Origin of the sequence: Zestomonas insulae, from assembly GCF_016901015.1 — a bacterium.
In the GTDB taxonomy this organism is placed as follows: domain Bacteria; phylum Pseudomonadota; class Gammaproteobacteria; order Pseudomonadales; family Pseudomonadaceae; genus Aquipseudomonas; species Aquipseudomonas insulae.
Genome location: NZ_JAFEUP010000002.1, coordinates 658,741 through 672,509, shown reverse-complemented (window position 1 = coordinate 672,509; position 13,769 = coordinate 658,741). Strand labels below are relative to the sequence as shown.

The 13,769-nt window shown below is 66.6% G+C and carries 8 protein-coding genes; 4 read left to right on the top strand and 4 right to left on the bottom strand.

The features are described from left to right. Positions 1 to 42 precede the first annotated feature (42 nt). The 4 genes from JQX08_RS08730 to JQX08_RS08715 all read left to right on the top strand — a co-directional run bounded on the left by JQX08_RS08730 (position 43) and on the right by JQX08_RS08715 (position 5,618). Complete coding sequence (locus JQX08_RS08730; RefSeq protein ID WP_430472510.1) at positions 43 to 2,199, top strand: type I secretion system permease/ATPase; 2,157 nt, start codon at positions 43 to 45, stop codon at positions 2,197 to 2,199. A 12-nt stretch (positions 2,200 to 2,211) separates the two neighbouring features. Then, a complete protein-coding gene (locus JQX08_RS08725) occupies positions 2,212 to 3,564 on the top strand; it encodes an HlyD family type I secretion periplasmic adaptor subunit (RefSeq protein WP_205347980.1) in 1,353 nt (450 codons plus the stop codon). Between the two features lie 131 nt (positions 3,565 to 3,695). Further along, positions 3,696 to 5,297 (top strand): esterase/lipase family protein, encoded by a 1,602-nt coding sequence (locus tag JQX08_RS08720; protein WP_205347979.1) that lies wholly within the window; start codon positions 3,696 to 3,698, stop codon positions 5,295 to 5,297. Positions 5,298 to 5,339: 42 nt separating this feature from the next. Continuing rightward, complete coding sequence (locus tag JQX08_RS08715) at positions 5,340 to 5,618, top strand: HU family DNA-binding protein (RefSeq protein WP_205347978.1); 279 nt, start codon at positions 5,340 to 5,342, stop codon at positions 5,616 to 5,618. A gap of 96 nt (positions 5,619 to 5,714) precedes the next feature. On the opposite strand, the gene ligA is transcribed toward JQX08_RS08715, so the two are convergent. From ligA to JQX08_RS08695, 4 genes are all read right to left on the bottom strand, one after another. After that, the gene (ligA, locus tag JQX08_RS08710; RefSeq protein WP_205347977.1) at positions 5,715 to 8,096 is read right to left on the bottom strand and encodes an NAD-dependent DNA ligase LigA; all 2,382 of its coding nucleotides are present in this window, start codon (positions 8,094 to 8,096) and stop codon (positions 5,715 to 5,717) included. Positions 8,097 to 8,166: 70 nt separating this feature from the next. Continuing rightward, positions 8,167 to 9,006 carry a cell division protein ZipA gene (gene zipA, locus JQX08_RS08705; RefSeq protein WP_205347976.1) on the bottom strand — a complete coding sequence of 280 codons (840 nt, stop codon included), beginning with the start codon at positions 9,004 to 9,006 and terminating at the stop codon, positions 8,167 to 8,169. Between the two features lie 239 nt (positions 9,007 to 9,245). Then, positions 9,246 to 12,734 (bottom strand): chromosome segregation protein SMC, encoded by a 3,489-nt coding sequence (gene smc / locus JQX08_RS08700; RefSeq protein WP_205347975.1) that lies wholly within the window; start codon positions 12,732 to 12,734, stop codon positions 9,246 to 9,248. A gap of 10 nt (positions 12,735 to 12,744) precedes the next feature. After that, positions 12,745 to 13,404 carry a GntR family transcriptional regulator gene (locus JQX08_RS08695; protein ID WP_205347974.1) on the bottom strand — a complete coding sequence of 220 codons (660 nt, stop codon included), beginning with the start codon at positions 13,402 to 13,404 and terminating at the stop codon, positions 12,745 to 12,747. Between the last annotated feature and the right edge of the window lie 365 nt (positions 13,405 to 13,769).

Genomic DNA, 13,769 nt, shown 5'->3' with positions numbered 1-13,769 from the left:
CGGCCCGCCGCTGGCGGGCCTTGCAGGCCGGGAGTACGCGAAGTGACAAGCATGGAACTGGCCGGTGCCAACGACCCCCGTTTGAGCCACGACGACCCGCTGCTGGACGGCCTGCTGATCCTCTGCCGCCTGCACGGCTGCGTCGCCAGTCGCAGCAGCCTGAGCGCCGGTCTGCCGCTGCCACAGCAACGCCTGAGCGCCGAGTTGCTGCCCCGCGCCGCCGCGCGGGCCGGCCTGCAGGCGCGCCTGCTGCGCCGCGAGCTGACCGCGATTTCTGCGCTCAACCTGCCGGTGTTGCTGCTGCTGCGCAACGGCCGCAGCGCGGTGCTGCGCCGCTGGAGCGACGACGGCCGCGCGCTGATCCTGCCCTGCGAGGCGGAAGGCGGCGAACAATGGGTGACACGCGACCAGCTGGCCGCCGAGTACAGCGGCCAGGCGCTGTTCGCCCGCCCCCGTCATGAGCTGGAAGACCTGCGCACCCCGCTGCTGCCGCGCGTGGAAGCCTGGTTCCGCGACACCCTGAAGCTGTCGCGCTGGCTGTACACCGACGCGCTCCTGGCCAGTCTGCTGATCAACCTGCTCGGCCTGCTGCTGCCGCTGTTCGTCATGCAGACCTACGACCGCGTGGTGCCCAACCAGGCGACCTCGACGCTGTGGGTGCTCGCCGTCGGCCTGCTGCTCGCCACCCTGTTCGAGCTGACCCTGCGCGTGCTGCGCGCCCACCTGCTCGACGTGGCCGGCAAGAAGACCGACGTGGTGCTCTCCGCCACGCTGTTCGAGCGCATCACCGGCATGGCCATGAAGGCGCGGCCGGCCAGCGTCGGCGGCTTCGCGCAAAGCATCCACGACTTCCAGGGGCTGCGCGAATTCCTCACCGCCGTGACCCTGACCAGCTTCATCGACCTGCCGTTCTCGCTGCTGATGATCGGCGTGATCGGTCTGCTCGGCGGCTGGATGGTGGCGATTCCGCTGCTCGCCTTCCCGCTCACGGTGATCTTCGCCGCGATCATCCAGACCCAGCTGCGCGACACCGTGGAGAAGAGCCTGGCGCTCGGCGCAGAACGCCAGGCGCTGCTGATCGAAACCCTCGGCGGCCTGGAAACCCTCAAGGCCTGCGGCGCGGAAAGCGAACGCCAGCACCAGTGGGAAAGCACCCACGGCGCGCTGACTCGCCTCGACAACCACGCGCGTTTTCTCTCCGCGCTGGCCACCAACGGCACGCTGTTCATCCAGCAGTTCGCCGGCATGGCCACGCTGGTCGCCGGGGTCTACGCGATCTTCGACGGCGCGCTGAGCGTCGGCGCGCTGGTCGCCTGCTACATGCTCGGCAGCCGCGTGCTCGCCCCGCTCGGGCAGATCGCCGGGCTGATCACCCGCTACCAGCAGGCGCAGCTCACCATGAAGAGCACCGACTCGCTGATGGCCCTGCCGCAGGAGCGCGAATCGCGCCAGCGGCCGCTGGAACGCACCCGCCTGCAGGGCGACCTGAACCTCACCCAGGTGACCTTCCACTACCCCGGCCAGGCCGCGCCGGCGCTAAACAACGTCAGCCTGCGCCTGCACGCCGGCGAACGAATCGGCATCGTCGGCCGCAGCGGCTCGGGCAAGAGCACCCTCGCCCGCCTGCTGATGGGTTTCTACGCCCCGGACGAAGGCCAGGTGCTGCTCGACAACCTCGACCTGCGGCAGATCGATGTCGCCGACCTGCGCAGCCAGATCGGCTACGTCGCCCACGACCTGCCGCTGCTGGCTGGCAGCCTGCGCGACAACCTGACCCTCGGCGCGCGCTACATCAACGATGCGCGGATGCTCGAAGTCGCCGAGCTGACCGGCGCCAGCGCGCTGGCCCGGCAACACCCGCAAGGCTTCAACCGGCCGCTCGGCGAGCGCGGCCAGCTGCTCTCCGGCGGCCAGCGCCAGGCCGTGCTGCTGGCCCGCGCGCTGCTGCTCGACCCGCCGATCCTGCTGCTCGACGAACCGACCAGCGCGATGGATTCCAGCAGCGAGGAAGCGCTGCGCGTGCGCCTGCAGGACTGGACCCTAGGCAAGACGCTGCTGCTGATCACCCACCGCGCCTCGATGCTCGCCCTGGTCGATCGCCTGCTGGTGCTGGACAACGGCCAAGTGATTGCCGACGGCCCGAAAGAGGATGTGCTGGAAGCGCTGCGCAAGGGGCACATCCGCCCCGTGGCGCCCTGAGGAGTACCCGTCATGTCCGTTTCGATGAGCGACTATTTCAGCCAGATGCGCCAGAACCGCCAGGACACCGAGTTCATGCCGGAAGTCGACGGCGCGATGCTCGAAGACACGCCTCGGCTGACCCGCATCACCGTCTGGGTGATCGCCGCGGTGCTGCTGGTGGCGCTGCTGTGGGCCAAGTTCGCGGTGCTCGAGGAAGTCACCACCGGCGAAGGTAAGGCGATTCCGTCGAGCAAGGTGCAGGTGATCCAGAACCTCGAAGGCGGCATCGTCACCGAAATCTTCGTCCGCGAAGGCCAGGTGGTCGACAAGGGCGCCCGGCTGATGCGCCTCGACGACACCCGCTTCCAGTCCAACAAGGGCGAGACCGAAGCCGACCGTCTGGCGCTGATCGCCCGCGTCGAGCGCCTCAGCGCCGAAGCCGAGGGCCGGCCGCTGCAGATGCCGACGGAAATCGAGCGCGATGCGCCGCAACTGGCCGCCGACGAAACCTCGTTGTACGACTCGCGCCAGCGCCGCCTGGAAAGCGAGCAGCGCACGCTCAACGAACAGCTGCGGCAGAAGACCCAGGAACTCGCCGAGTTCAAGTCCAAGGCCCAGCAGTACCGCTCCAGCCTCGGCCTGCTGCAGCAGGAGCTGAACATGTCCAGCCCGCTGGTGGGCACTGGTGCGATCTCCGAGGTGGAGATCATCCGTCTGCGGCGCAGCGCCGTGGAAGTGCGCGGCTCGCTGGACGCCACCACCCTGGCGATCCCGCGCGCCGAGTCGGCGGTAGCGGAGATTCGCAGCAAGATCGAGGAAAGCACCCTGGGCTTCCGCTCCGATGCTGCCAAGGAGCTCAACGAAACGCGCACCGAGTTGCAGAAGATCACCGCCACCAGCGTCGCCATCGAGGACCGGGTCAGCCGCACCACCGTGGTCTCGCCGGTGCGCGGGGTGATCAAGCAGCTCAAGGTCAACACCATCGGCGGCGTGGTGCAGCCGGGCAGCGACATGCTGGAAATCGTCCCGCTGGAGGACAACCTGCTGATCGAGGCCCGCGTGCGCCCGCAGGACGTCGCCTTCCTGCATCCCGGGCAGAGCGCCACGGTGAAGTTCACCGCCTATGACTACACCATCTACGGCGGGCTGAAGGCCAAGCTGGAGCTGATCGGCGCCGACACCGTGACCGACGACAAGGGCAACAGCTACTACCTGATCCAGGTGCGCACCGACAAAAGCCACCTCGGCACCGACGAGCACCCGCTGCTGATCATCCCCGGCATGGTCGCCAACGTGGGGATCATCACCGGCGAGAAGAGCGTGCTCGACTACCTGCTCAAGCCAGTGCTGAAGGCGCGCTGGGAGGCGTTGCGCGAGCGCTAGGTCTCAGCCCGACACCCTGCACGCGCATACGGCGGCAGCGCGCCGCCTTGACTAGCCTTGCCCGAGCAGGACCCGTCCGCGTACCGAAGTTCGAAAATGGTGCACGCCCTTCTCGCGCAAGGAGCACCCGCATGACCAGCAGACACGCCCCCTTCCACCCGATCATCTACGTGCGCGGCTACGCCATGACGCCCAGCGAGATCGATCAGACCAGCGCCGACCCGTTCTGCGGCTTCAACCTCGGCTCCACCGTGTACCGCGCCGTCGCCGAGAAGGATCGGCAACCGCGCAAGTTCATCTTCGAGTCGCCAGTGGTGCGTCTGGCTTCGGACTTCGGCTATCGCGACGTCTACGAGAACGGCCACGACATCCTCGACCCGGAATGGGCCGACGAGGCGCCGCCGCTGGCCAGTCGCTCGATCATCATCTACCGCTACTACGACGAGGCTTCACGATTGCTCGGCGTCGGCTCGGTGCCGAGCATCGAGACCTTCGCCAGCAAGCTCGGCGAGCTGATCCTCAAGGTGCGCGAGCTGGTCTGCGGCAATCCGGCCAACGGCATCGCAGCGGCCGATTTCCGCTGCTACCTGGTCGCCCACTCGATGGGTGGCCTGGTCTGTCGCGGCCTGCTGCAGAACGCCAAGCTGGACAAGAAAGGCGCGGCCAAGCTGGTCGACAAGTTCTTCACCTATGCCACCCCACACAACGGCATCGAACTGCTCGGCGCCAACACGCCGAGCTGGCTGAGCCTCTACGACATCAACAACTTCAACCGCGACAGCCTGGCGAAGTTTCTCGACCTCGCCGAGGTGTACAAGGCCACCGGCCGGGTCGACTGGCTGCCGGAGAGCCGTTTCCCCAGCGAGCGGGTGTTCTGCATGGTCGGCACCAACCGGCTGGATTACGAAGTCGCCCTCGGCCTGTCGCGCACTTTCGCCGGTCACGGCAGCGACGGCCTGGTGCGCATCGAGAACGCCACGCTGAACGGCCTCAACACCCAGGGCAAGCTGTGCGCCCCCTGCGCCAAGGCCTTCACCTACCGCGCGCATTCCGGCTTCTTCGGCATCGTCAACAGTGAAGAGGGCTACCAGAACCTGGTGCGTTTTCTGTTCGGCGACCTGCGTATCGACATCTGGCTGGACATCGATGACATCGCCCTGCCCGCCGAACTGCAGCAAGCCGAACAGGGCGGCCAGGCGATCAATGCCCTGTACCAGATCGAGCTACTGGCCGCGCCGCGCGGCAAGCTGTGGTTTCTCAGCCGGCGCACCAGCGAAGAGGATTCGGTGGCGTGCCTGGCGCACAAGGAGTGGAAGAGTGCGCCGAAGAAAAACGGCTCGCTGTACCTGTCGACCCTGGTGCTGGCGCGGCGTGCGCGGGTCAATCCGCGGCGGCCGTCGCTGGCCTGCAACCTGACCCTGAACGTGCGGGTGCCCGACTACGAGATCGAGCGGCGGTTGTGGGTCAACCAGCACTTCGAGGGCAGCTACCTGTTCCGCAACGCCGTGGTGCTCGACGTGGTGCCCGCGCAGAACGGCCAGGACTGGCAGATTCGCTACGCCTGGCAGGACCAGGGGGTCAGCCCGGCCAGCGAACCGCTCGACCCGCAGGCCCTGCGCAACGGCAAGCAGGTGGTGCGGATTCCCTTCTCCAGCGGCACTCGCCCGGGCATCACCGGCCAGCTGCGCCTGGTGCTTTCAGCGTGGAATCCCGATGCGCAGATGAGCGAATGAATGTGCTAGCGTGCCGTCCGAAATCTGACATGGAGTGCCATCATGGCCATTAGCAAAGACCAGTTGATCACCGACATCGCCGAAGCCACCGCCTCGACCAAGGCCAGCGTGCGCGCGGTTCTCGAGCAGCTGAGCGAGATCGTCGGCGACGCCCTGGAGAACGACGACGAAATCACCCTGCCGGGCATCGGCAAACTGAAGGTTTCTGAACGTCCCGCGCGTACCGGCCGCAATCCGCAGACCGGCAAGAGCATCGAGATCGCCGCGAAGAAGGTGGTGAAGTTCGTGCCGGCCAAGGCGCTCAGCGACTCGCTGAACTGATCGACTCGCCCGCCGCAACCACACGCTCGCGGCGCGCAGGCTTTTGCAGGAGCGCGGCCCCTGGCCGCGACCCGCGCTCGCGACCAAGGGCCGCTCTTACAGCCCGTAACCAGTCAGCAGGGCGAGAAACTCCGCCTCGTCGAGCACCTTGACGCCCAGCTCGCTGGCCTTGGCCAACTTCGAGCCGGCGCCCGGTCCCGCGACCACACAGGCAGTCTTGGCCGATACCGAGCCGGCCACCTTAGCGCCCAGGCCTTCGAGCTTCTCCTTGACCACATCGCGGCTCATCGCTTCCAGCGTGCCGGTCAGCACCCAGGTCTGCCCGGTCAGCGGCAAGCCTTCGACGACCTTCTTCTCGCTCGCCCAGTGCATGCCAAACGCCTGCAGCTGTTGCTCGATCGCTTCGGCGCGCGCCACCTGCTGCGGTTCGCTGAAAAACTCGCGCAGCGATTGCTTGGCCTTCTCGTTCAGCCCCTTCAGCACACTGAGCTCCAGCCAATCCCGGCTGAGGGCGATTACCCCGGCCAGGCTGCCAGCCTTCTCCGCCAGCTTCTGCGCACCGGTGGCGGCGATGAAGGGGATCTGCAGACGAGCGAGGAACTCGGCGAGCGTCACGCTGGCGGCGAACTCGGCGTGCACCTCACCCTCCTCCTGCAACTGCATGCCGCGCTCGCGCAGCTGGCTGATCACCGTGCGGTTGTGCGCGTCCTCGAAGAAGTTGTGAATCTCGTAAGCGACTTCCGCGCCGATGTCCGGCAAGTAGGTCAACACCTCGGGTAGCGCCTGGCTGACGCGCTCCAGCGAGCCGAGCGAGCGGGCCAGCACCTTGGCGGTTTCTTCGCCGACATCCGGAATGCCAAGGGCGTAGATGAAGCGCGCCAGCGCCGGCTGCTTGCTCGCCGCGATGGCGGCCAGCAGGTTACGGGTGGATAGGTCGGCAAAGCCTTCCAGCGCCACCACCTGTTCATAGGTCAGGGTGTAGAGGTCAGCCGGCGAGCCGATCAGCCCGGTGTCGACCAGCTGTTCGACGATCTTGTCACCAAGGCCGTCGATGTCCATGGCGCGCCGCGAGACGAAGTGGATGATCGCCTGCTTCAGCTGGGCGCCGCAGGCCAGGCGGCCGACGCAGCGATACACCGCGCCTTCGCTGACGCTTTCCTTGCCCTTGCTGCGCTTGATCAGCTGGGTGCGCTCGACCTGCGAGCCGCATACCGGGCATTGCTCGGGCACCTGCACCGGACGCGCATCGGCCGGACGCCGGTCGGCGACCACCGCCATGACCTGCGGGATCACATCGCCAGCGCGGCGGATGATCACCGTGTCGCCGATCATCACCCCCAGCCGCGCCACCTCGTCCATGTTGTGCAAGGTGGCGTTGGACACCGTGACCCCGGCCACCTGCACCGGCTTGAGCCGCGCCACTGGGGTCACCGCGCCAGTGCGGCCGACCTGGAACTCGACATCGAGCAGCTCGGTCAGCTCTTCGCTGGCCGGGAACTTGTGGGCGATGGCCCAGCGCGGTTCGCGGGCGCGGAAGCCCAGCTCGCGCTGCCAGGCCAGGTTGTTGACCTTGAACACCACGCCGTCGATTTCGTAAGCCAGCGACTGGCGACGCGCGCCGATGTCGCGGTAATACTCCAGGCAGTCCTCGACGCCCATCGCGCGCTTGAGTTCGCGACTGATCGGCAGGCCCCAGGACTTGAGCTTCTCGAGCAGGCCGACATGGGTCGGCGCCAACTCGCCGTCGACCCGGCCGACGCCGTAGCAGCAGAACTCCAGCGGCCGGCTGGCAGTGATCTTCGGATCGAGCTGACGCAGGCTGCCGGCCGCCGCGTTGCGCGGGTTGGCAAAGGTCTTGCCGCCGCTTTCCAGCTGCCGAGCGTTGAGCGCCTCGAAACCAGCCTTGGACATGAACACTTCACCGCGCACTTCGAGTACCGCTGGCCAGCCCTCGCCGTGCAGCTTCAGCGGAATATTGCGCACCGTGCGCACGTTGGCGCTGATGTCTTCGCCGGTGGTGCCATCGCCGCGCGTGGCGCCGCGCACCAGCTGGCCATGCTCGTAGAGCAGGCTGACCGCCAAGCCGTCGAGCTTGGGTTCGCAGCTGTACTCGACGCTGGCGCCGCCGCCGAACAGGTCGCCGGCCGGCAGCTCATCGGCCAGACCCTCACGCACCCGGCGATCGAACTCGCGCAGGTCGAGCTCCTCGAAGGCGTTGCCGAGGCTGAGCATCGGCACTTCGTGGCGGATCTGGCCGAATGCGGTCAGCGCCGCGCCCCCCACGCGCTGGGTCGGCGACTCCGCCGTGACCAGCTCGGGATGCGCGGCCTCCAGCGCCTTCAGCTCGTTGAACAGGCGGTCGTACTCGGCATCCGGCACGCTCGGCTCGTCCAGCACGTAGTAGCGGTAGTTGTGCGCGTCGAGCTCGCTGCGGAGTTGGGCGATGCGTGCGGCGGCCTGCGGGGTGGTGTCGCTCATGATGCGTCTCTCGGAAAACGAAAAGAGCAGCCTTGGCTGCTCTTTTACGGGGTCACTCTAGCCAAGCACTTCAGCGTTTCTGGGTGAGCAGCTTGCTGCGCTCGAACTCGACGATGCGCTGGCGGTAGTGCTCGATGGTCTGTGCGGTGAGCACGCTGCGATGGTCGTCCTTCAGTTCGCCATTCAGCTCGTGCGCCAGCTTGCGCGCGGCGGCGACCATCACGTCGAAGGCCTGCTTCGGATGGCGCGGGCCTGGCAGGCCGAGGAAGAAACTCACCGCACGGGTGCGGAAGTGGTCGATGTCATCGAGGTCGAAGGTCCCCGGCTTGACGCCGTTGGCCATGGAGAACAGCACCTCGCCGTTGCCGGCCATGCTTTCGTGGCGATGGAAGATGTCCATTTCGCCGAAGCGCAGGCCGCTTTCCAGAATGTTCTGCAGCAGCGCCGGGCCGCTGAAACCGTCGTCGTCGCGGGCCACCACGTTGATCACCAGCACCTCTTCGACCGGTGCCTGATCGACCGGCTCGATGACCGGTTCTTTCTTGGCCGCGCCTTTACGCTTTTTCGGCTCGTCTTCGACCGGGTTCAGCAGGGTCGGCGGCTCGTCGAGGCCGAGTCCGAGGTCGCCCTGCTGCGGCTCGACCTGCACGCCACGCCGGCGGTTCAGCTCGCGCGCACTCATGGCCGGCAGTTCTTCGGCATCGAGTTCGGGATTGTGTCGCGGTGTGATGCGCGAAGGGCCCAGCAGGTCCGGATCGTCGCCGTCATCCGGCAGGTTGGAGAAACTGTGGTCAAGCTTGAACTTGAGCTTGCCTTTGCCGCCGCGCATGCGGCGCCATCCGTCAAAGAGAATGCCGGCGATAACGATGATCCCGACGATGATCAGCCACTCGCGCAGACCGATATCCATGAATGCTCAACCCCTGAAAATGATGAAATGACCCAGGGCTTCCTCGCCCTTGTTAAACGCGGACAACTGTATGTTCTTACAGGTATTTTTCCGCTTATAAAATTGTTCGGCTAAAGCTAGCACGACGAACGGTAATTATGCACCGGGCCCTGCAATCGCGGAACCGTCGTGCTAGCACCAGCGCAGACCAAAATGCCCCGCGACGCAAATGTTTAGCTGAATCCAGCCGCTTCGCCGCGTCACGCGTCGACCATCGCCAACGCTTCCTCCACGTCCACCGTCACCAGCCGCGAGCAGCCGGGCTCATGCATGGTCACGCCCATCAACTGGTCGGCCATCTCCATGGCAATCTTGTTGTGGGTGATGTAGATGAACTGCACCTTCTCCGACATGTCCTTGACCAGCCGCGCGTAGCGGCCGACGTTGGCGTCGTCCAGTGGCGCATCGACTTCGTCGAGCATGCAGAACGGCGCCGGATTGAGCTGGAAGATGGCAAACACCAGGGCCAGCGCGGTCAGCGCCTTCTCGCCGCCCGAGAGCAGGTGGATGGTGCTGTTCTTCTTGCCCGGCGGGCGCGCCATGATCGTCACCCCGGTATCGAGTAGATCTTCGCCGGTAAGTTCCAGGTACGCGTTGCCGCCGCCGAAGACTTTCGGGAACAGCGCCTGCAGGCCGCTGTTGATCTGATCGAAGGTTTCCTTGAAGCGATTGCGGGTTTCCCGGTCGATCTTGCGGATGACGTTTTCCAGGGTCTCCAGCGCTTCCACCAGGTCGGCGTTCTGCGCGTCCAGGTAGCGTTTGCGCTCGCCCTGCTGCTGGTATTCCTCGATGGCCGCGAGGTTGATCGGGCCGAGCCGCTGGATGCGCGCGGCCATGCGCTCCAACTCCTCCTCCCAAGCCTGCTCGCTGGCCTCGGCCGGCAACGTGGCCAGTACGCCATGCAAGTCGTAGCCGTCCTCCAGCAGTTGATCCTGCTGCGCCTTGCGGCGCACCGAGAGGGTCTGCCAGTCCAGGCGCTGCTGCTCCAACTGGCCGCGCAGCAGTTGTGCCTGCTGCTCGGCCTGGCTGCGGCGCTTCTCGGCGTCGCGCAGCTCGCGGTCGGCATCTTCCAGCGCCAGGCGGGCCTGCTTCAGCTCGTCCTCGACGCCCATGCGCTTCTCGAGCAGCTCTTCGAGCTTCATGCGCAGCTCTTCCAGCGGTGCAGCGCCCTCCTCCAGGTTGAGGTTGAGCTGTTCGCGTCGCTCGTTGAGACGCTCGGCCTGCTGTTGCAGACGCTCGAGGGCCTGCCGGGTGGAATCGTGCTGGGCGCGGATCGAGCCCAACCGGACCGCCAGCTGATGGGCCTTGTCCTTGTGTTCGCGGGCCGCCTGGCGGACTTGGTCAAGCCGCTCGCGCAACTGATCGCGTTGCAACAGCAAGCGCTCGCGTTGCTCGGTGTCGATCGCCATGCTGTCGAGCGCCGCCTCGAGGACCAGGCGCGCCTCGCCGAGCTGCTCGACTTCCAGCGCGCGCTGCTCGTCCAGCTCGAGCAACTCTTCATCGAGGCGCCGACGGCGCAGGGTCAGCTGTTCGACCTTGGCCTGTCCGGCGGACAGCTGCGCCTTGAGTTCGCCTTGCCGGCGCGCTTCGTCCTGGGTGCGCCGGCGCTGCTGCTCGCGCGCGTCTTCCTGGGCACGCTGCTCGTCGCGCAGGGCAACCAGCTGCTCATCCAAGCCCGCCAGGGCGGCTTCGCGCTCCTCGCGCTCGGCGCCCAGTCGCTCCAGTTCCTGGCCGCGCGCCAACAGGCCGCTTTCCGCCTCGCTGGCGCGCCGCACGCGGAGGAAATTGCGCCCGACCCAGTAGCCATCGCGACTGATCAGGCTGTCGCCGTCGGCCAGTTGGGCACGACGTGCTAGAGCCTCGTCGAGGCTGTCCACCGGCTGCACGCGGGCCAGCCAGGGACGCAGATCGAGCGCCGAGTCGACCTTGTCGAGCAGGCTGCCCGGCACCCGGGCGCCGTCCGCCCCGGCTTGCACCAGACGCAAATCGCCTTGGGCGAAGCCGGACAGGTCGAGGCCACTGAAATCGTCGAGCAACACCGCTTGCAGATCGGCACCCAGCACGGTTTCCACCGCCAGCTCCCAACCCGGCTCGACGCGCAGGCCCTCGGCCAGGCGCGGGCGTTCGTGCAGTTGCTGCTCGCGCAGCCATTCACTGGCGCCCTTGCCGGGGTTCAGCGCGGCCTGCTGCAAGGCCTCCAGCGAGGCGAGCCGGCCGTTCAGGCGCTGCAGCTCGCCTTGCGCCTGCTGTTGGGTCTGAGTGGCTCGCTGCAGTTCGCCGCGCAGTTGTTCGAGGCGCTCGACCTGGGCCTGTTCGCTGGCGTGCAAGTCGTCGAGGGTGAGCTCGCTGACGGCGATCTGCTCGGCCAGCTCGAGAATCGCGGCATCCTCGGGGTCGGCGGCGAGCAACGCGCGCTCATCGGCCAGCCGGCGTTGGCGTTCAGCCAGGCGCTCCAGGCTCTGTTCGAGCTGCTGGATGCGCGTCTGCTGCACTTCGGCCTGGCGGCGCGGTTCGGCGGACTGCTGGTTGAAGCGATCCCACTGTTCCTGCCAGGCGTGCATGCCGCTGTCCGCTTCCTCCAACGCGGCGGCCGACTCCTCGGCGGCCTCGTTGACGATGGCGTGTTCCGGCTCGAGCATCGCCAACTCCTCGCCGAGCGTGGCGAGCAAGGTGCGGTCGTGGCCGAGGTGCGATTCGGTTTCCTGACGGGTGCGCTCGGCCTCGTTGAGGTCATCCTGCAACTGGCGCAGGCGCTGCTGACCGTGGTGGATGCTCTGCTCGACGCGGGCGATATCGCCGCCCACCGAGTAGAAGCGCCCCTGCACCTGGTTGAAGCGTTCGGACAGCTCGTGGTGGCCGTCGCGCAGGCGCTCGATGCTGGCGTCGGCGTTGCGCTGTTCGGCGATCAGCGCTTCGAAGGCCACTTCCTGGTCGCCGATGACTTTCTCGCGCAGCCCGGCCTGATCGTTCAGGGTGCGCCAGCGCAAGGCGGTCAGCTGCGCCTTGAGCTGGCGTTCCTCGGCCTTGTATTCCTGATACTTCTCCGCCGACTGCGCCTGGCGCGACAGGCGTTCGAGCTGGCGCTCCAGCTCTTCGCGCAGGTCGCTGAGGCGCGCCAGGTTCTCCTGGGTACGGCGGATGCGGCTCTCGGTCTCGCGGCGGCGCTCCTTGTACTTGGAGATGCCGGCCGCTTCCTCGATGTAGTTGCGCAGATCCTCGGGCTTGGCCTCGATCAGCTTGGAGATCATGCCCTGCTCGATGATCGAGTAGCTGCGCGGGCCGAGGCCGGTACCGAGGAAGATGTCGGTGATGTCGCGGCGCCGGCACTTCACGCCGTTGAGGAAGTAGGTGTTCTGGCTGTCGCGGGTCACCCTGCGGCGGATGGAGATTTCCGCGAAGCTGGCGTACTCGCCCCCCAGGCTGCCGTCGCTGTTGTCGAAGATCAGCTCGATGCTCGCGTGGGTCACCGGTTTGCGGGTGTTCGAGCCGTTGAAGATGACGTCGGTCATCGACTCGCCGCGGAGGTTCTTCGCCGAACTCTCGCCCATCACCCAGCGCACGGCGTCGATGATGTTGGACTTGCCGCAGCCGTTGGGACCGACCACCGCCGCCATGTTGCTCGGGAAGCTGACCGTGGTGGGATCGACGAAGGACTTGAAGCCCGCCAGCTTGATGCTCTTCAGACGCATGCGGGGCCCCTCACCGGTCGGCCAGGGCGGCCAGAACCATCTGGCAGTTGTGTTGGCTGTAGGCGGTGAGCACTTCGCGAATGCGCGCCGTGTCGCGGGCGATCACCGCGGCGAGCAGCGCGTCGAAGGCCTCGAGGAACTGGCCCATCTCGGTTTTGCGCCGCTCCAGCGCCAGGTGGTAGTTGCGGCTGACCGCCGGAATGAGGTTCTCCAGGGTTTCCTGCAGATAGGGGTTATCGGCGAACGGAAACGCCTGGCGCATCACCTCGAAGCTGTCGACGACGAAACGGTCGATGTCGTTGCGCGCGGCGTGTTCGGCCAGGCGGCGCTGCACGGCGCGCAGCGGGTCGAGGTCGGCGTCGCTGCGCCAGCGCTCGGCGACGTGGCGGGCGAGCAGGATGTACAGCTCGCCGACCAGTTCGTAGAGGCTCTTGATGTGATGCGGGGTGATTTCACTGACGTGGGCCCCGCGGCGCGGCGGGATCACCACCAGGTGGCGACGCTCGAGCAGTAGCAGCGCCTCGCGCACCGAACCGCGACTGACATTCAGCTCCTGAGTGACCTTCAGCTCCTGAATGCGCTCGCGTTCCTTCATCTCGCCGCGAATGATGCGCTCCGCAAGGTGATGGGCAATCTGTTCGACGAGGCTGTCCGGTGCCTTGAATGTCATGCTTTTCCTTGTTATTGGGAGGGCGCCAAGGCGGCAGTCTATCACCAGCCTAGAACCCGGAAAAAGCGACCGGACCGGAAGTGAAATTAACCGGGATTTGCCGCCCAGGACCGCGACAAAGTTTAGTGATCACTGAACCAAAGGTGCTGAGATTGCGATTTAACCGCTCTTGCCGGGCATGCAACCCTGCCAACGCCTGAGCCTCACGGCTCGCCACGAAGCTTCTCATGCGCGTTCCTATCGATTCCGCCACGCCTGTAGCATCCCGACCCTTTGCGGTCCCGGGCGCTGGCCGGCCCCGAGCGCGCCACCGCCTAGCCTCCACCGCCCTGCCCGTCGAACTGGCGTTCTGGGCGCTCTGGCAC

Coding starts and splice junctions, on each gene's coding strand:
- JQX08_RS08725 (WP_205347980.1), top strand. CDS start 2,212: ATGTCCGTTTCGATGAGCGACTATTTCAGCCAGATGCGCCAGAACCGC.
- JQX08_RS08720 (WP_205347979.1), top strand. CDS start 3,696: ATGACCAGCAGACACGCCCCCTTCCACCCGATCATCTACGTGCGCGGC.
- JQX08_RS08715 (WP_205347978.1), top strand. CDS start 5,340: ATGGCCATTAGCAAAGACCAGTTGATCACCGACATCGCCGAAGCCACC.
- ligA (WP_205347977.1), bottom strand. CDS start 8,096: ATGAGCGACACCACCCCGCAGGCCGCCGCACGCATCGCCCAACTCCGC.
- zipA (WP_205347976.1), bottom strand. CDS start 9,006: ATGGATATCGGTCTGCGCGAGTGGCTGATCATCGTCGGGATCATCGTT.
- smc (WP_205347975.1), bottom strand. CDS start 12,734: ATGCGTCTGAAGAGCATCAAGCTGGCGGGCTTCAAGTCCTTCGTCGAT.
- JQX08_RS08695 (WP_205347974.1), bottom strand. CDS start 13,404: ATGACATTCAAGGCACCGGACAGCCTCGTCGAACAGATTGCCCATCAC.